Source organism: Microcoleus sp. w2-18bC1 (genome assembly GCF_036700365.1).
GTDB lineage: Bacteria > Cyanobacteriota > Cyanobacteriia > Cyanobacteriales > Microcoleaceae > Microcoleus.
Genome location: NZ_JAUBOS010000021.1, coordinates 19,099 through 38,217, shown reverse-complemented (window position 1 = coordinate 38,217; position 19,119 = coordinate 19,099). Strand labels below are relative to the sequence as shown.

Sequence of the window (19,119 nt, the reverse complement as noted above, 5' to 3'; positions counted from 1 at the left end):
CCTGTATTAACTGTAGTTAAAATTTACACATATCCTACGCTAATTCGAGCTTCAAAGTTGGCAACAGCTTTTCTAAATTTCTGAGAGATTTCTGTTGCCAGGGAACATCATTTGAACCCAATACCAAAAGTTGAATCGTTTTCTTTTTCCGAACGGCAATGACAAACTTAGACAGCATACTGATACCAGAACTGTTAACAAATTCCAAATTTTTTAGGTTCAAGGTAATAGTAGGCGGTTGGGGATTGGCAACCTCATCTAACAATTCGACTATTGGCGCATACTCTGCTGGGCCGCTCAGGCTCAGTTCGCCTTGGAAAGTGACTGTGACTGATTCTGGATCGTACTGAATGCTGTAATCTTCACCTTGAATTTCTTGAATGCCCATTGTAATTTTGTTTCCTGACTAAAATAGTGCGATCGCACAAGAGAGTAAATATTGAAATGCTAGCAACTAGACCCTAATTTGAACCACAGTCGTAACAATGATGGTATCACTATCTGGTCTGCGCTCGAATTTCCAACCTATCTTAGCTGAATAGTCATTAATCATCGTCAGCAATCCCAATCCCGATGTGTCACTTTCCGATTCCGCATTCTTTTCAAGCTGCTGCAAATAAAGTTCATTGGGATCGGAAGCCAGAATTTCTTCAATAAACTCCTTCAATTTATTTGCCCTTTCTGGCTTGACACTATTACTGGCAAAAATTATCGCCGTCACCTCTGTTTCACCAATAAAATGTATACCAAATCTTACCTTGTAATTGGTATCATCGTTATTAAATTTTATCGCATTTTCTAACAGTTCGTTTGCCACATAGCTCACAGCTCCCTTGCTTTCTTTTATCCGTTTCTCGCTGCTAGCATCCTCCTCATCCACCGGTAGAAAGCTAGACAAATAATCGGCTACAAAATGAGCTGAAAGCCTGTTATTGCGCCAGCGCTGTTTGATGGGGCGAGAACTGGGGGTAAATGTAAGTTCTAGGGAGTCGTGTTCAGGAGGAAATTCTTCAATGAATTCTCCAAAGATTTGTGTCATTGTTTTTAAGCTTCCAGATGTCATGATTTTTCTGCCTCCAATTGATGTATCAATGTCACTTCTGGGTAAATTTCCACACGCCATTCCAGTTAGCAGGAAGACTCTTTTCTAACAGCGATTGGAGGCGTTTTAGGTAAAGTTGACTGGGCTTGTCATCTGGATTTAGCGCCACTATCTGTTCAAAACAAACTATGGCCTTAGCAAAATTTCCCTGACAATATTCTTGGAGTCCCTCCTCAAATATAGGCAAAGTTTGAATTTTGAGCGATCGCACTGGTTCTACTTCAACATCTAACACCTCACAAACTGAAATGGCTTCTTGTCTACCTTTGACAATAGCCCGATCCAAAAAACGGATATGATACTTTTCGCGTTGACTCAAACGTTGTACCACATCTCCAGAAATTAATAAAGATACGCCATAATACTTAGTCAAACCTTCCAGACGAGCGGTGAGATTGACATGATCTGAGATCGCATCTGCTTGCATCCGATTGGCGTCACCAATAATCCCAACCATCGTATCACCCACATGGATACCAATGCCAATCTTCAGCGGTATATCCCCATTTATTTTACGGCTTTGATTGTATTTATGCAACTGCTCCAATTTCACAATTCCTGCCTGAATAGCATCATCCACGCCATCAGGAAAAACTGCCATAACTCCATCTCCAATATACTTGACAATAAAACCGTTATGCTTACGAATTTCGGGACTAATTTGCTGTAAATAGTTATTGATGAAATCAAAGTTTTCTTGAGGAGTCATTTGCTCCGCCATCGTGGTGAACGAACGCATATCGGAAAACATAATTGCCATCTCTTTGCTCACGTGATCTCCAAGCTGGAAATCAACCATGCTTTGCTTGCCGAGAAATTGGAGAAATTCATCGGGAACGAAACGTCCGTAAGCCTGCAAAAGTTTCTCTAATTCTTGTTCCCGCGCTTTCACCGTTTGCACCATATGGGAAAATACCTGTGCCAGTTCTCCCAGTGCATCACTGCGCGCTGCCACATCTGACAATATCTGGGGTTGAAAGCTATTGTTTTTTACAGCAATAGCTGCATCTATAACCTTTTTTACCTGCTCGATGTAAGTCTGCATCTCTCGGTTTTTATGATGGATCTGGTTTTCCAGATCCGTGGAGTGTTCCGTGATAATTTCTACTAAAGTTTCATAGCTGTTTTTTTCATCCTCTACTTCCTCAAGTTTTTCGCTCAACTCCTGTAGCTGTTTATGGAGTTCTTCTGGAGATTTAGATGGTGCTAAATTTATTTGTGGTTTCATAATTTATACTTCCGAATCTGGAAGCGCAAAGTTGTTTGACTTCCTAGCTGTAAATTATTATAACTTACAGGCGCGGAACTCTAAATCTTGTTTCTGCGTCGATACTTGACCACTAAATCCAATACCCCTGGTAGAAACCGGGTTGACGACAGTCAATCATAAATTATGCACAATATTTCCCTGTTGCTTCAATACTAGCAAAGTAATGTCATCAAAAACCTTTTGTTTTCCAATAAATTTTCGCAAATCAGCGATGGTGGCTTCCTTGATTTGTTCGGCGCTCAAGTGCCAGTTTTGAGAAACAACTTCACAGAGTCTTTCAATACCATAGAATTTTTTGTGCATATTTCTAGCTTCGGGAATGCCGTCAGTGTAAAGCACCACCCCGTCCCCCGGCTCTAAGTCTACTAAAACATGGCTAATCCAATCGGAAATATCCTCATCTAAGGCGAGCGGAAATCCTAAATTCATGGTGTCTATCCGCTGGATTTTACCACCTTTCCTGACCACAATAGTTTCCTCATGTTGACCGCTGATACTAATTGTGCGATCCGCATAGTTTAGCAAAGCTAGTGTCATATTTTTGTCGGAGTTCATGCGCTGGACATTTTTATAAATAGTGCGGTTGAGGGTATCTAAAAAACGCACCGGGTTGGATTCTTGCATTTCCTGAAGAGTGCGGACAGCAGCTTGAGTCATCACCATCAAAATGCCGCTTTCTAATCCGTGTCCGGTGACATCACCAATGCAAATCGTGACAACCCCGTTAGTACAAAGTACGTCGTAGTAATCACCACCTAATTCCGAGGCTGGCTCCATAAATCCGGCAATATCTAAATCTTGAATGGCTGCGAGTTCAGCAGGTTTTGGCAGAATCAACTGCTGCATTTGTTTGAGCATATCGAGTTCAGAGCTCATGCGGAGGTTTTCCGCTTTCAGGCGCTGGTTGAGAGCGGCAATTTGTTTCGTGGCTGTGGCGAGTTCAGAGGTACGTTCTTTGACTTTATCTTCTAGAGTTTCAAAGGATTCTTGCTGTTGTCTCGCCATGCTGTTAAAGGAATTTGTTAAGGTTTCAATTTCCCAAATCCGACTGGAAGCAACATTTTGGTTAAGAGCACCACCTGCTAGATATTCTGAAGCTTGAGCAATTTGGCTTAGGGGGCGAGTAATCCAGCTAGCGGTGAAAATGCCCACTCCAACAGAGACAATGAGAGCCACAATACACAGCCAAATAGTCTGGCGAGTGTTAGCATAAATTTGCGCCATAAAATCCGCTTCAGGAACGACTACTACAATCAGCCAATTGAGACCGTACTTGTCAGTTAGCGGAGAAACTTGGATAAATTGCCGCTCACCGTTCAGCTTAAAGTCCAGTTGAACAGTTTGATCGATGTCTTCCAAATGCTTGAAGCGTTCGAGGAGATAAACCGCACTTTGACGCATCAGCGGGTTGCTGCTTTCTTGTGCTTTTAGCCGCTTTGTATCTTTGCCTGTTCCCACCGAAAGAGGCTGTTCTTTAAGCGAGGTGGCTATTAACTCACCCTGGGGTTCAATGATAAATACTTGACCGGAATTACCCACTCTTAAGGTTTGCAGGAAGTGGCGAATTTGATCTAGTCCCATCTGGCAAGTCAGCACGCCAATTAGTTTCCCTTCGGCATCATAATAGGGTAGACTCGCATTAATTTGCAGCGTACCGTAGCCAAAATTAATATAAACTTCACTCCAAGCTGCCTGTTTCTTCTCAACAGCTACTCTGTAAAAAGGGCGCGTGCGAACGTCATAATTGGGCGTGTTTTTTTCGATTGTTGTCGGGTTTCCATTATCGTCAAGGTTGTAATAGATCAAGTCGCCACCCCCCGGAATCAGTTGCTGGGCAAGCTGAGGTTGTTCCAGTCCAACCAGCCGATTTACCCAACCCACACGCAGGTACTGACCTTTTTCGTTGGCAATTCCCGCGTGACCGATCGACTTAAATTGCAGAACTTGTTTCCAAAAATATGGTCGAGCTTGCTCCAAATCGTCAAAGTTCAACACCCCCAAAGGTACAGCATCCTGATTAATCTGATTCACCAGTGGCGGAGCTTCCAGATAGGTTTGAACACGTTCGTAAACTCTCGCACTCACTTCCTGCCGCAACTGACTAACAATATCGTTGACTATCTGCTCTCCGTTTCTGTAAGAGAGATAGCCAACGCAGCCAACAGCCGCCAAAATTTGGAGAACAAAGGGAACTACCAAGACATTGCGGAGACGAAATTTGCCCGATCTGGAGACGATCGCACTTTTTTGAGAAACCATTGTTAAAAACACTCCCAGGGGGCAGTTTTTTGTTACAAGACTTGATAATGGATATATTAAGAGCGACGGACAATGTTATCATATCAAAAACTCAACCAACATCAAAAAATCTGCGTTCATCAGCGCTCATCTGCCTGCATCAGCGGTTAAAATAAAACAATAAATTCCAAGAAACAATGCAAATTACTCAATCCCTCCACAGCGCCATCCTCATCTCCAACCTGGAAAAATCCCAACACTTTTACAGCACCGTACTAAAACTGCAAAAAATCGATCGCGACTTAAAATTTCCCGGAATCTGGTATCAAATCGGCGGCTTCCAGCTCCACCTAATTTTAGGTGCAACAATTATCCCAGATGCCGTAGACCATGCCAAATGGGGACGCAACCGACATCTAGCATTTTCTGTGGCCAACTTAGAGGCAGCCAAACAGCAGTTAATCGCTCACAATTGCCCGTTTCAAATGAGCGCGTCAGGTCGATCGGCATTATTTACCCAAGATCCCGACGGCAACATCATCGAACTCAGCGAGTAACAGATGAAAATCATCGCTTATTCTTACACCGAACCGCTACTGGAAGCAGCACCCGCACCGGAAATTTGGGGTCAAGAAGTCGATCGCACCTATCAAGACTTAGGAGGGCGGCAGCAACTGCAACAACTCCTCAAAGACTGCCAAACAGAACCAGTCAAATACTTATTAATTCAGCGGTTTGAAGAACTAGGCGACACCGTACAGCAAGTGTGTTCGCACCTCGCCCAACTCGAAAACCTCGGCGTCGAAATCATCGTACAAGCAGAAACAGAACCGCGAAACCGCCAAAACTTGCTGCAAATCCTCGCAGAAATCCAGCGCAGCCAACACAGCCGGAGTATTCGCAAAGGACACGCCCGCAACCGCATCAAATCCCGGATTCCACCGGGTAAGGCTCCCTACGGCTACCGGCGCGGCAAAGATTGTTATACGATCGATAAAACCACCGCCCCCACCGTCAAAGACTTTTTTGAACACTTTTTAATTTACGGTTCCTTGCGAGGTTCCGTGCGGTATTTAGCCAAGAAATACAACAAAAAAATCTCTGTAAGCACCGGCCGTCGCTGGCTGACAAATCCCGCCTACCGCGGCGATTTGGAATATCAAAACAGCCAAGTAATTTCTAACACCCACGTCCCGATTATTTCCAGAGAAGAAGCCGCCCAAATAGACAGGTTGCTGCGTCGCAACCGCTGCCTTTCTCCTCGCAGCGCTAGCGCCCCACGTTCCCTCGCAGGTTTAGCAATTTGTGCCGAATGCAAATCGTCCATGACAGTTGCCAAAGTCACCTCCTACCGCCAAAAAAAAGAATACCTTTATTTGCGACCGATTAGCTGTCCAAAACAGCCTAAATGTAGCGGCCTTTCCTACGATGAAGTATTGCAATTAACCATCGCCGGTATTTGTCGGGATTTACCCGATGCTGTTGCTGGGTTGCAAAGGCCGAATATGAATGGAATTAAAGCAGGAATTGTCAGGGCGATCGCATCGAAACAAGAAATCATACAGCAACTTTCCGCCCTGATTGACAGCGGCATATTAGACACCGAAACGGCTGAGTTTAGAGCCTACAAAATCCGCACCGAAATTGCCGAACTGCAAAGCAAATTAGCGCAACTACCCCCCGTAAATTTGCGAGAAATTGCCCAAACAGTTTCCCTGCCGCAATTTTGGCTCGATTTATCAGAATCAGAACGCAGGTTTTACTTTCGAGAATTTATCGATCGCATTGAAATCGTCCGGGAACATACTAATTTGCAGTTGCAAATTATTTTCATTTTTTAATAATTAGTTCAACTTTCATCCGTAGCTTTTAGGTGAGATGCCCGACTTCTTAAAGCAGTGGGGTATTTGGGTACTCTATTACTTCGCTAGGAGAGGACTTCCTTTGACTATAATCGGTTTCAAACGCTGAATTATCTTTTTTAGCCTTTAGCCAATAGGCGATCATCTCTCCTTTTCCTTTAATCGCGATCGCACCTCTTTCTTCAAATAAATACCGATCTTTTAACACTTCGTAAATAGCAGTAGTAACTTGAATATATCCCGGTAAGCCTTGACATTCCATCCGAGAAGCAACATTAACAGTATCTCCCCACAAGTCATAGCTAAATTTTTTAGTGCCAATTACGCCAGCAACTACGGGCCCTGTATGAATGCCAATCCTAATTTGAAATGGTTCGCCTCTGTCAGTTTGAAAATCAGCGATCGCTTCCTGCATATCCAAGGCCATATTCGCGATCGCTTCTACATGATCTGCCCTCGGCACAGGCAACCCCCCCGCTACCATATAAGCATCTCCAATTGTTTTAATTTTTTCCAAACCGTGTTTTTCAGTTAGTTGGTCAAACCTTGAAAAAATCTGGTTTAGTACCTTTACCAATTCTAGAGGTAACATTCTAGCAGCAATAGACGTAAAATCGACAATATCGGCAAAAAGAACTGTTGCTGAATCAAACCTCTGGGCAGGAGAACCCTCGCCCTTTTTCAAATTTTCAACAATCGCTGCTGGTAAAATATTCAGCAATAAATGATCCGACTTTGTTTGAGCAAGCCGTAAAGCTAGCTCCACCCCCTGCCGCTCTTTAATTTCGTTTTGCAAACGTTCGACAAGTTCTTGGAATTGCTTCGTTTGCTGTTGAAGTAACTGTTGTTGACTTTGAATAGTTAACTGATTTGCCACTCGTGCCAATACTTCTTTACCATGAAAAGGTTTAGTAATATAGTCAACTGCTCCCACATCAAAGGCTTTAACCTTATCTACAACGTCATCTAAGGCGCTTAAGAAAATCACGGGAATGGAACTGGTTTTTGGTGAAGCTTTCAACTTTGCACATACCTCATATCCATTCATATCTGGCATCATCACGTCCAGCAAAATTAGGGTCGGCGGAAACTCTTGCACTGTAGCGATCGCCCTTTGCCCGTTCAGCGCTTTACGAACCTGATACCCTTGTTCGGTCAAGATTGTAGATAAAAGCCGCACATTATCTGGCTTATCATCAACTACTAAAATGTTGGCTTGAATTGTAGGATATTGATGGCTGTCCATGCGATCGCTCACGGTAGTTTGTCAAGATAAAAGATATTAACACTTACGAAGTTTACCTCAAAAAAAATGCAACAGTAGAAATTCAGATTTTATCTCCTAAAAAGAGATGGCAAGGAGACGGTATTGGGGCTTAATGTTAGGTGTTTTTTAAATAAAACACTCTCCTAAGTTTAGATTAGTTGATGAAAACTGGTATTTTTACCTCGTCGCAACTGCTGACTGCGCTATATCTATAATATCGTCAAATAGGAAATCCTGCACCAAAGTAGTTAAATATTCTGCGGCTAAAGCAAACTCACTCGGCATTTCCTCAATCAACTTGACAATTTTATCGTCGCAACATTCATGAGCAGCATGAGATATCTTTTCTACCCACTCAAGAGGCATTTGGCAGAGTTGTGACTCGACAGATTGATTGCTACTCCCTCCGCTAATTTCGCTTTCATTTTCTCGTGGTGCATCAACAGATTCCTCGTAAATGTAACGTACTCCTAAAAGTTCTTCCATTTTCGCAAATAATATCTTTGCCTCGAAGGGTTTACGCATGAAATCATCGCAGCCTGCTCCTAAAATAGTTTGTCGTTCCTCTTCAAAAGCGCTAGCAGTAAGAGCAACTATTACAGTTTGTTTTCCGATCGGATGAGCTTTAATTTTTCTGGTTGCTTCATAGCCATCCATGACAGGCATCTGCATATCCATCCAGATCAGGTGCGGTTGCCAATCCTCCCATACAGCAATAGCTTCTTGACCATCTCTAGCTTCTCGCACGAGGATGCCTAGGGGTGACAATAATCTCTCTATGACTAGGCAGTTATCGGCGCGATCGTCAACAACCAAAATCCGGTATTCTGGTTGATTCGGTGCTAAACTAATTACTTTTTTCTGCGGTTTAAGGATTTTAATCTCGCTGGGAGTAGCCAGGTTAATTTTAATATCAAATGCAAACTTACTTCCCAACTCAGGTGTACTGCTGACAGTAATATCTCCTCCCATCATTTGTACAAATTTGCGGCTAATTGGTAAACCTAATCCAGTCCCCTGTTGAGACTTTTGACCTGTTTTTGTTTGCTCAAAGGGTTCAAATAACTTATTTATCTCTTCTGCGGCAATCCCAAGGCCAGTATCTTCAATTTCAAACTGAAGGCGTAAGAATTCCGGGCGAGGTTCATTCGCGTCTACACAATCAAAGTCCGCCAAGCTTTCGGACTGATTAAAACCAGTGCACCATCCGGGTTTTTTTTGTATAGCTGTGGCTTCAACCGCTAAGCTTGTGGAATGTTCAGAACCCGCGCCGGCAAGTTTTGTTTGTGTGTCCCCAAACTCTGCATTTTTAGCTCTCAAACTTTCTTGTCCCTGATTTTTTACTCGCAAAGTAACACTACCCATCTCTGTAAACTTGATCGCATTTCCTACAAGATTAATCAAAATTTGCCGCAATTTACCTTCATCTCCAGTAACAAAATGTGGTACGCCGTCACCCACTGCCAAATTTAGCTGCAATTTTTTAGATTTAGCTTTTAATCGAAACATTTCTTCTAAGGTTTTTAACAAGCGCATTAAATTAAAACTGCTTTCATTAAGCTGACTTCTTCCAGCTTCAATTTTGGACATTTCTAAAATGTCATTAATCAGGGCAAGCAAGTGTTCACCCGCGCGATTAATAATTTCTAGGTGCTGTTGGTGTTGATTGTTGAGAGATGAATCGCGCACCATCACCTGACTAAATCCGAGAATGGCATTCAGAGGAGTCCGCAATTCATGGCTCATAGAAGAAAGGAATTCGCTCTTGGCGCGGTTAGCTGTATCAGCAGCTACGACAGCTTTTTGTAATGCTTTTTCTGCTAATTTGCGATCGGCAATTTCTGTTTGAGCTTGTTCAAAAAGGGTGCATTGCTGGATAGCAATTGCTAGCTGCACGGAAATTTGCTTGAGAGATTCTATCTCAGAAGAGTCCCAATGCCTTTGACTGCGGCAGTGATGAGCAATGAGTAGCCCCCATAGTTTTTCACCTTGCAAAAGGGGAACGACTAGGTTAGCTTTAATTTCCAACTCGCTCAGTAAATTAACGTGGCACTCTGAAATACCTGCTGTATAAATATTGTCGATCGCGCGCAGGTGTCCCTGCTCGTAAACAGAGACGTAGTGTTCTCGAAAACAAGGGTCATTAATATCAATTCCCAAAATTGGCATCGTACCGACAGATACCGACTCGACGGCTATAAATCCACTCCAATCTGGATTAAAGCGGTAAATAACTGTCCTGTCTGTTGACAAAAACTGGCGCACTTCTTCCACCGCCATTGTCAGCACTTCTTCTAGGTTAAGAGAAGAACGAATTCGCTCTTGAATGGAATTAACGAGCCGCTCCCTTTTTACTTGCTGCTGCAAGGCGATTTCCGCCTGTTTACGAGCAGTAACATCTACTCCATAACCAACGCACTCCACAGGTATACCAGCAGCATCTTTGACTAACTTAACCTCATCGTATATCCAGCGATAACTACCGTCTTTGTGCCGTTCGCGGTATTCATAGGAAATCGATTCTTTTTCCAATATCTGAGCGAATGAAGTAGCAACAATCTCTCGATCGTCGGGATGAACCAGGCTATGCCAATCAAGGGAACCATCAAGAAATTCTCGCGCTTCGTAACCAATCATTGAAACAATATTATCGCTGACAAATGTTACGTCATAATTTCCCCCTAATTTGCAGCTAAAAATGACCGCCGGAGTAGTCGCCAGTAAATATTGCAAGCGTTCGGTGACAGAACGCAAGTTTAACTCAGCTTGCTTGCGATCGCGAGCTTCCATTGCTAAAGCTGCTATCTGTGCCACATAGCTAGCGAAGCTTTGTTCGTCGAGCGTCCAATTCCTGGTCGTTCCCTGATGTTCTAAACAAATTACACCCGCAATTTGTCCTTGATGGGTAATAGGAACATCTAGCATCGACGAAATGTTTAAAGGCGTCAAATAAGATTCGCTAAATTCTCGGGTGCGCGGATCTGTTTTGGCATCAACCGCTGCGATCGCCTGTTCTGTATTCAAAGCTTGGAAATAGCTAGGATAGTCAGCAACTTTTAGTTCTGCGCCGGCGCTGTGTTGATTGGGCCTCAGTTCGTAAAGATCCGCACAGCATAGTGAGGATTTATCTTCCTGATAAAACCAAATACTTGCCCTATCAACATTCAGGGTACGAGTTGCCATTTGCGTAATCTCTCTCAACGCCTCGGCGATATTTCCTTCGTAGATACTAGAATTTTTCGCTAATTCTAGCAAACCATTTTGTTGTTCTGTTAACCTAGTTTCTCGTTCGCGCAAAGCTGATTCAGCGGCTATTCTTTCTCTAATTTGTGCTTCTAAATAACCATTAATTTCTGTTAACTGTACGGTGCGCTCTTGGACTTTTATTTCTAAATCATCATAAGCGTGGCGCAACGCTAATTCAGCATCTTCACGCACCCCAATCTCAGTCTGCAACTTGCGATTTATGGCCTCTAATTCTTGGGGGGTTTTTAAAGACAAAAACTGGGGCAATAGTGTTACCATCGAGGCGGCGGTGTAGCAGGAAACCAGTGCAGTAATTCCTTTTTCAATCCCCGACAGCCAATAAGCGGAATGCCACAACGTCCAAATGTCTAGCAAGTGACCCGTGCCGCACAGAATAATAAATGCACCAAATAAAGCAAATATTCCTAAAAAAGGAACATCGCGCCGCTTGAAGATAAAATAAATTAGCATCGCCGGAATTGAATAGTAGGCGATCGCGATTAAAAAGTCCCCAGTTACGTGCAGCCACACTAAAGGCGTTTGCCAAAGATAGCAATGACCGTGAGGCATATACTGAGTAGGGGAAAAGATATTTTTGAGTGCTTCCCACATAATACTTGTTATTGGCAGATAATATGGATTTGATGATGCCTAAGTTAGGCAAAAAATAAAAGAAACCGAAAAATTTAGCTGGATTCAGCATTATTTATTAACGCCTCAACCCAGCTTGTTCATAACAGCTTGCTTTTCTACTAGGTGGCGCTCGCTAAATTGCGATCGCAAAGGAATTTCAATGATAAACTCCGTACCTCTCCCAACCTCGGATGTGCAGCGCAAATAACCTTCATGGGATTGAATAATCTGATAAGAAATCGCCAAACCCAGTCCGGTACCAGCACCGATAGGTTTCGTTGTATAAAATGGATCGTAAATTTTAGCGATCGCATCATAATCTATGCCAGTGCCATTATCAGCAATGTGAATCTGCACCCACTTGCCATCAACTAAAAGCGTGCGGATGCGAATTTTTAGCAGTGGGCAATAGGGGTTTTGTGAGTAGTCAAATAAATTATTTTCCCAATAGCCGTTGGTCGAATATCCCTGCTGTACAATCTGTTCTAAAGCATCAATAGCATTAGAACAAATATTCATAAATACTTGGTTAAGCTGTCCAGCGTAGCATTCCAATTCTGGCAAATCTCCATACTCTTTAATCACTTGAATAGGCGGACGGTTTGGTTGTTCTTTCAAGCGGTGCTGCAAAATCATTAAAGTGCTATCGAGACCTTCATGGATATTTACCTTTTTCATGTCGGCTTCGTCTAACCGGGAGAAAGTCCGTAAAGATTTAACAATTTCCCTAATTCGCTCTGCTCCAATTTTGAGCGAACCAAAAAGTTTTTGCAAGTCTTTTAAAATAAAATCGAGTTCGATAGTGTGAATCTTGTCTGCAATTTCCGGCGCCGGAGTGGGGTAATAAACTTGATAAGCCTTAATCAATTCTACAAGCTCTTTAATGTATTCCTCCGCAGGAATCAGATTGCCATAAATGAAGTTAACAGGGTTATTGATCTCGTGGGCAACCCCAGCTACCATTTGCCCCAAAGACGACATTTTTTCAGTTTGCACGAGTTGAGTTTGAGCGCCTTTAAGTTGTTGCAGAGCGTTCTCTAAATGCTGAGTTTGTTCTCGCAGTTTAGCTTCCGAGTGCCGCAATGAATTTTCAGCCAAAGAGCGATCGCGATTTTCCTGTAGCAAAAGTTCATTAGTGGATTCTAAAGCGATCGTCCTCTCTATCACCCGTTTTTCCAATTCTAGCATTAATTCCGAGAGTGCTTCTTGAGCTTGTTTGCGATCGCCAATCTCATTTTGTAAAGCTACATTTGCCACCGCCAATTGATCAGGACTGGGAATAGCCAAGATTTTTGGGATTAGTTCCACCAGCACTGCTGCTGTAGATAGCGAAATCAACGCCGTAATCGCTTTAAGAAAACCCGAGAACCAATAATTAGGATGCCACAGCGTCCATATTTCCATAATATGGGTAATTCCGCAGCAGATAATAAAAGAGCCAAACAGCATGAAAACCCAGTCAAAAGGCACGTCTTGCCGCTTTTTAACAATATAAATCAGCGTAATCGGTATCAAAAAATAAGCTACGGCTATCAAACCATCGGACAAAACGTGTAGCCCCACTAATCCCGGCTTCCACAAGTAGCAATGACCGTGAGGAATAAAATAATTTGAAAACATTTCATGAACCATTTGCATCAAATTAACTCGGTTATTTGCTAAAATTTTTCAGAGGTGATTACAGGAAAATTTTAAAAAAATGCTGGCACACAAATAAGAATTAGGCTTTTGGCCTTCACACTTGTGATGAGTAAATGCAGCGATCTGAAACTATTGTTAATTAAATTAACATCAATCGACTCAGCTTTAGCAAAGTCAACTGTCACATTTTTAATTCTGCCTTCACTACCAACTGTGACACCGACATGACATTTTGGCCAACGATCAAGAAAAACTGAGCGCAGATTCCTTTCCAGTAGGAGCGCCAGCGCCCATTAAAATTGGGTTGTAGCACTGAGTGACCAGTCAGGCAACGGGGTAATTACCAGATTTAACGGATGTCACGGATTTAAATTAACGAAGAGAACCATTCTCAAAAACCTGTAGAGGTGGGTTCACTTTTGTACCTTTGAAAAGTGCAGACAGCTTAAATACACCCGCCCCCACCCCGCGAGGGAATTCTTGATCATTGACAGTGATACTCTTCGGGGAGATTTAACCGATTTGACCAATTACCCCATGAAAAATGTCGCGACAGTATCGTGTCGCAATCCAATCGGCGATCGCTCTGAGCTTTACACTCAATCATAAGTGATAATATCAACGATACACTTATATGGTTATTGCTCGTTATGACGATAGATGAGGTACTACAGCTAACTCGTGTGCGATTACAAAAAGATTTATATCCCATACAAGAAATCATACTCCGCCAAGTTTGGGAAGGAAAGACTTATACAAGTATCGCATCTGCCTCTCATTACGGAGAGCATTACCTGAGAAACATCGCCTCGTCCTTGTGGCAATCTCTCTCTCAAATCTTGCAGACATCTATTAGCAAATCAAATTTTCGCTCTTGTGTAGAATCACGTTCCCTGACCACAGAGGAACGAGAATTAATTGAAGAATTCACCCGCAGCCAATGCCTCGCAACACCTTTAGAATTTCCCGGATCTCCCGTACCCCTCGGTTCGCCATTTTATATCCATCACCCGCTAATTGAAGAACTCGCCTATCGAGAGATTACCAAACCAGGAAGTGTGCTGCGGATTAAGGCTCCCAGGAAGATGGGAAAAAGTTCCCTTCTGCTAAGGATTTTAGATCGTGCAAGTTCTCTTGACTATCGAACAGTAAGTTTAGATTTTCAGCAAGCCGAGGAAGCTGTTTTAGCTAATATCGATAAATTTTTACGCTGGTTTTGTGCCAATATCAGCCGTCACCTAGGATTACCACCTCTATTAGATGATTATTGGGATGAAGACATGGGTAGCAAAGTAAGCTGCACCATCTATTTGCAACAATATGTATTAGCAAAAATAAGTACGCCTCTTGTGTTAGCTTTAAATGAAGTAAATAAAATTTTTGAGTATCCCAAAATTGCCCGAGAATTTTTGCCACTGCTGCGAAGCTGGCATGAAGAAGCAAAGCGGATTAAAACCCTGGAAAAACTGCGGTTAATCGTTCTTCACTCCACAGAAATTTATATTCCTTTAAAGCTCACGGAATCGCCTTTTAATGTCGGTTTGCCGCTGCAATTGCCCTATTTTACAGAAGAGCAGATAGTTGCTTTAGCCCAGCGTCACGGACTGGATTGGACAGATGGCCCCAATGGCGATCGACTGATGGCAATGGTGGGGGGACATCCTTATCTGGTGCGGCTAGCTCTTTACCACCTCTGTCAAAACAGTGTAAGGCTAGATCAGCTACTACAAGAAGCTCCGACAATAGCGGGAATTTATAAAGATTACTTGCGGAGTTTTTGGACCACATTCCAAGAGTATCCCGAACTTGCGGTTGCAGTTAAACAAGTGGTAAAATCGGAACACGGAGTGGAATTAGATCCGATATTGGCTTCTAAATTATTTAGTATGGGGCTGATTCATATCGATAACAACCGCTGTACGCTAAGCTGCGAGTTGTACCGCCTGTATTTTAGTTCGCACAACTTTATTTAGAGCTGGCTTTAGAGTTTATTTGCGTAATCCAATATCCGCCTTAAAAACTCGACTTTTTCTGGCGCTTAGAAATCGCTGCTATACAAACAAAGTCCGCCTATGCGGACTAAAAAACAGGCATAAATTAACCAGAAGTTAGCATAATTTATCATAAATTATATTATAATACAGCTCCAGCACCACATCCTTACCTCTAAATAAATTCCCTACATACTCAGCTTTAAACCCACCCATAAACCGCATGACCCAGGTAACATACCAAATTGGTGGCAGTCTCGCCAGTGATGCGCCTACATACGTAGTGCGGCAAGCAGATTCCGAACTGTATGAAGCCTTAAAAGCTGGCGAATTTTGTTACGTCCTTAACTCCCGGCAAATGGGCAAATCTTCTCTCTTAGTCCGTACCCTGCACCGGCTGCAAGCCGAAGGATTTCAATGCAGCACGATCGACATGACCCGCATCGGTAGCGAAAATATCACTCCCTTACAGTGGTATAAAGGAATTGTTGGGGATTTGTGGCGCAGTTTCAATCTGGTAGGAAAAGTTAATTTAAAAACTTGGTGGCGCGACGAGGAAGAGGTCTCATTTTCGCAAACATTGAGTCATTTTATTGAAGATATCGTGCTGGTCAATTTTCCTCACGAGCGGATATTTATATTCATCGATGAAATCGATAGCATTCTCAGTTTGGATTTCGCTGTCGATGATTTTTTTGCCTTAATTCGGTTTTGCTACAATCAGCGAGCGATTAATCCAGAGTATAACCGCATTACTTTTGCAATTTTTGGAGTAGCCACGCCAAGCGATTTAATTGCAGACAAAAAGCGAACTCCTTTTAATATCGGTCGTGCTATAGATTTGCAGGGTTTTGAACTGCACGAAGCCCAACTATTAGTTAAGGGATTAGAGAGTGCCGTCAGTAATCCTCATGCCGTTCTCAAACAAATATTAGCTTGGACTTCAGGACAGCCATTTCTCACCCATAAAATTTGCTATTTGGCGTATAGATCCAGCCTAGAAACGGCGGGAGGATTAGTAAATATTCCCCCTGGAGCCGAGGCATTTTGGGTGGATAGTTTAGTACGATCGCAAATCATCGATAAATGGGAATCGCAAGACGAACCGGAGCATTTAAAAATGATAGGCGCTCGCATCCTGAGAAACGAACAACGCGCCGGAAGATTACTCGGCATTTACCAGCAAATTCTGACCCCCCCGCCTTCGGCTCCCCCCCTTACTAAGGGGGGGCTAGGGGGGGTATCAACCGATGACAGCCGAGAACAAATAGAACTATTGCTATCGGGTTTAGTGGTAAAGAATGCAGGCTATTTGCAGGTAAAAAATAGAATTTATCAAGAAGTATTTAATATAGAATGGGTAGAGAAACAATTAGGGCAACTGCGTCCTTACTCCCAATCTTTCGATGCTTGGGTCGCTGCCAAACAAACAGATGATTCGCGCCTTTTGAGGAGACAAGCCTTAAAAGATGCTCAAATCTGGATGCAGGGAAAAAGTTTGAGCGATTTAGACTATCAGTTTTTAGCAGCTAGCGCCGAACTCGACAAGCAAGAAATGCAAGTAACCTTAGAAGCAGAAAGGTTAAAAGAAGTCGAAAAAAATGCCAGACGGCAAAAGTGGTTTATTGCTGCACTCTCTTTCGCATTAGCCATCGCCCTGTTTCTCGGAACAGCAGCTTTTTGGCAATATCGCCATGCTACCTTGAGCGAAATCGAAGCGATCGCCACCTCATCCGAAGCCCTCTTTACCTTAGAGCGAAAATTAGACAGCCTCATTGCCGCCATCAAAGCCAAGCGCAAACTGCAACAACTCGGCAGCACAAATTCCGAACTAGAAAATCGCGTGCAATTATTACTAGAGCAGGCAGTTTATGGAGCTTCCGAGTTCAACCGCTTGTCAGGACAACAGGCGACACTGTTTAGATTAGCAATCAGTCCCGACGCTCAGACCATTGCCTCCTCAAGTACAGAGACAGTGGTCAAACTCTGGCAGCGAGATGGCACCCTTGTTGCCACTCTTCCCCACAACGCTGTGGTATGGAGGGTGGCTTTTAGCCCCGATAGCAAACTCCTCGCTTGCGCCAGTGAAGATGGCACAGTTAAACTTTGGCAGCAAAAGGGAACGTCTTGGCAGAACCCCAAACTCTTACACACCCTTGAGGGACACAGCACCGAGTTTAACGGTCTAGCCTTCAGCCCAGATGGGGAGATTTTAGCCGCATCCGGTGAGAATAACACCGTTAAACTCTGGGACAAAAACGGCAATTTATTAACCATTCTCGATCGTACCGATGCGGTGAGGAGCCTGAGCTTTAGCCCCAACGGGGAAATGCTCGGTAGCGGCAGTACGGAGGGTACGATCCGATTGTGGAAAAAAAACGGCCCATTCTGGGTCTCCGTAAAGTTACTGCGAGCGTTTCAAGGGCATAGCGCTGCCATTTGGAATGTCAAGTTCAGTCCTGACAGCGAGATATTTGCCTCCGCGAGCATGGATAAAACTGTTAAACTTTGGCGCTCCAATGCTCCCCTAGACGAAGAGTTACACCCAGGCACGTTGCTTACGTCGGGGAACCCGCCAACGCAAGTGCCTCCCCTACAAACCCTTAAGGGTCACGCATCTGGCGTTGAGAGTCTAGATTTAAGTCCTGACGGTGAGATTATCGCCACAGGCAGCGATGATCGAACCATTAAATTTTGGAGCAAAGACGGTAAAGAGCTGAGAACTTTTAGAGGACATAGCAGTGCCGTGTGGGATATCAATTTCAGTCCTGACGGCACTTTCATTGCTTCGCTGGGTGTAGGAAATGATGTCAAACTTTGGCAGCCGAAAAACATTTTTTTCTTGCCCCTGCAAGGTCACGACGCTGCTCTTTATGCTGCTGCTTTCGCTGCTGACGGTAAAATCGTCGCCACTGCAAGTATAGACGGCACGGTGAAACTTTGGTGCGTCGATGGCACGTTGCACAAAACGCTCAAGGAGGGCACAGGAGAGCTTTGGGATTTGGCATTCAGTCCTGACGGTAAACTTATTGCCGCGGGGGGCGAAAAAACAGTTAAACTCTGGCATAAGGATGGCAGATTCCTGCGAGAAATCAAGGCACACAACGGAATCGTTTACGGAATTACTTGGAGTCCTGACGGTAAAATTCTTGCCTCCGCAAGTGCAGACGGCACGGTGAAACTCTGGCAGCCAGACGGGGCAGGCACGGGGGCACTGCCCCTACGAACTCTGAAGCTAGATGGCAGCACCTTCTGGAGTGTGGCCTTTAGCCCTGATGGAAAAGCTCTAGCCGCCGTCAATAGCAGCGGCGCGATCGCGATCTGGAAACTAGATGGCACTTTGTTGCAGGCGATTGATGCCCATCAAGCTTTGATTAAGAAAGTCAGTTTCAGTCCCGATGGCAAGATGCTCGCCTCAGCCAGTATGGATAGCACCGCCAAACTCTGGAAATTAGATATCTCATCGACTCTTATTGACTCTTCGGTTCCTCACTCTTTACAGATCCTGCGAACGCTTAAAGGTCACACACAGGCACTGATGGGAGTTTCCTTTAGCCCGGATGGTGAGATCGTCGCTACGGCAAGTCTGGATAACACTGTGAAACTCTGGAACAAAGAGGGCATCTTGCTGAGGACGCTCGCGGGGCATACAGGTATAGTGACAGGAGTTTCCTTCAGTCCCGACGGCACTTTCCTTGTTTCCGCCAGCCATGACGAAACGGCGATTTTGTGGAATGTGAAGCGAATTCTCAATACAGACCCTCTGGTGTTTGGCTGCGACTGGGTGCGGGATTATTTGCGAACGAATGCCGATGTGAAGGAGGAGGACAGACATTTGTGCGATGCAGTGGGCGATCGCTAAATTATCC

Annotated in this window: 11 protein-coding genes; 4 read left to right on the top strand and 7 right to left on the bottom strand. The window is 43.8% G+C overall.

What is annotated here, in order from left to right; genetic code table 11:
- Positions 1 to 34: 34 nt before the first annotated feature.
- The 4 genes from QT979_RS13815 to QT979_RS13800 form a co-directional block, all read right to left on the bottom strand.
- Positions 35 to 388, bottom strand: a complete 354-nt coding sequence (locus tag QT979_RS13815; protein WP_333215641.1) for a slr1659 superfamily regulator — start codon at positions 386 to 388, stop codon at positions 35 to 37.
- A 66-nt stretch (positions 389 to 454) separates the two neighbouring features.
- Entirely contained in the window at positions 455 to 1,063 is a 609-nt protein-coding gene (locus tag QT979_RS13810; RefSeq protein ID WP_333215643.1) for a DUF6272 family protein, read from the bottom strand.
- Positions 1,064 to 1,094: 31 nt separating this feature from the next.
- Complete coding sequence (locus QT979_RS13805) at positions 1,095 to 2,330, bottom strand: adenylate/guanylate cyclase domain-containing protein (RefSeq protein WP_333215645.1); 1,236 nt, start codon at positions 2,328 to 2,330, stop codon at positions 1,095 to 1,097.
- Positions 2,331 to 2,486: 156 nt separating this feature from the next.
- Positions 2,487 to 4,631, bottom strand: a complete 2,145-nt coding sequence (locus QT979_RS13800; protein WP_333310586.1) for a SpoIIE family protein phosphatase — start codon at positions 4,629 to 4,631, stop codon at positions 2,487 to 2,489.
- A 176-nt stretch (positions 4,632 to 4,807) separates the two neighbouring features.
- Here QT979_RS13800 and QT979_RS13795 point away from each other — a divergent pair, with 176 nt between their 5' ends.
- Together QT979_RS13795 and QT979_RS13790 are read left to right on the top strand one after the other, a co-directional pair.
- Positions 4,808 to 5,167: a VOC family protein gene (locus QT979_RS13795; RefSeq protein ID WP_333215649.1), complete on the top strand. Its 360-nt coding sequence runs from the start codon at positions 4,808 to 4,810 to the stop codon at positions 5,165 to 5,167.
- Positions 5,168 to 5,170: 3 nt separating this feature from the next.
- Complete coding sequence (locus QT979_RS13790; RefSeq protein ID WP_333310584.1) at positions 5,171 to 6,451, top strand: recombinase family protein; 1,281 nt, start codon at positions 5,171 to 5,173, stop codon at positions 6,449 to 6,451.
- Positions 6,452 to 6,500: 49 nt separating this feature from the next.
- Here QT979_RS13790 and QT979_RS13785 read toward each other — a convergent pair whose 3' ends face one another.
- From QT979_RS13785 to QT979_RS13775, 3 genes are all read right to left on the bottom strand, one after another.
- Positions 6,501 to 7,718, bottom strand: a complete 1,218-nt coding sequence (locus QT979_RS13785) for an adenylate/guanylate cyclase domain-containing protein (protein ID WP_333215654.1) — start codon at positions 7,716 to 7,718, stop codon at positions 6,501 to 6,503.
- 198 nt (positions 7,719 to 7,916) lie between these two features.
- A complete protein-coding gene (locus QT979_RS13780) occupies positions 7,917 to 11,597 on the bottom strand; it encodes a GAF domain-containing protein (RefSeq protein WP_333310582.1) in 3,681 nt (1,226 codons plus the stop codon).
- Positions 11,598 to 11,702: 105 nt separating this feature from the next.
- Positions 11,703 to 13,256 carry an ATP-binding protein gene (locus QT979_RS13775; RefSeq protein ID WP_333310580.1) on the bottom strand — a complete coding sequence of 518 codons (1,554 nt, stop codon included), beginning with the start codon at positions 13,254 to 13,256 and terminating at the stop codon, positions 11,703 to 11,705.
- Between the two features lie 686 nt (positions 13,257 to 13,942).
- Here QT979_RS13775 and QT979_RS13770 point away from each other — a divergent pair.
- The gene (locus QT979_RS13770) at positions 13,943 to 15,232 is read left to right on the top strand and encodes an AAA-like domain-containing protein (protein ID WP_333310578.1); all 1,290 of its coding nucleotides are present in this window, start codon (positions 13,943 to 13,945) and stop codon (positions 15,230 to 15,232) included.
- Between the two features lie 241 nt (positions 15,233 to 15,473).
- On the top strand, positions 15,474 to 19,112 hold the full coding sequence (locus QT979_RS13765; protein WP_333310576.1) for a WD40 domain-containing protein: 3,639 nt from the start codon (positions 15,474 to 15,476) through the stop codon (positions 19,110 to 19,112).
- Positions 19,113 to 19,119 lie beyond the last annotated feature (7 nt).

What these genes read in the sequence shown, in the direction of transcription:
- QT979_RS13810 (WP_333215643.1), bottom strand. Translation starts at nt 1,063, where the DNA reads ATGACATCTGGAAGCTTAAAAACAATGACACAAATCTTTGGAGAATTC.
- QT979_RS13785 (WP_333215654.1), bottom strand. Translation starts at nt 7,718, where the DNA reads ATGGACAGCCATCAATATCCTACAATTCAAGCCAACATTTTAGTAGTT.
- QT979_RS13765 (WP_333310576.1), top strand. Translation starts at nt 15,474, where the DNA reads ATGACCCAGGTAACATACCAAATTGGTGGCAGTCTCGCCAGTGATGCG.
- QT979_RS13805 (WP_333215645.1), bottom strand. Translation starts at nt 2,330, where the DNA reads ATGAAACCACAAATAAATTTAGCACCATCTAAATCTCCAGAAGAACTC.
- QT979_RS13815 (WP_333215641.1), bottom strand. Translation starts at nt 388, where the DNA reads ATGGGCATTCAAGAAATTCAAGGTGAAGATTACAGCATTCAGTACGAT.
- QT979_RS13800 (WP_333310586.1), bottom strand. Translation starts at nt 4,631, where the DNA reads ATGGTTTCTCAAAAAAGTGCGATCGTCTCCAGATCGGGCAAATTTCGT.
- QT979_RS13795 (WP_333215649.1), top strand. Translation starts at nt 4,808, where the DNA reads ATGCAAATTACTCAATCCCTCCACAGCGCCATCCTCATCTCCAACCTG.
- QT979_RS13780 (WP_333310582.1), bottom strand. Translation starts at nt 11,597, where the DNA reads ATGTGGGAAGCACTCAAAAATATCTTTTCCCCTACTCAGTATATGCCT.
- QT979_RS13790 (WP_333310584.1), top strand. Translation starts at nt 5,171, where the DNA reads ATGAAAATCATCGCTTATTCTTACACCGAACCGCTACTGGAAGCAGCA.
- QT979_RS13775 (WP_333310580.1), bottom strand. Translation starts at nt 13,256, where the DNA reads ATGCAAATGGTTCATGAAATGTTTTCAAATTATTTTATTCCTCACGGT.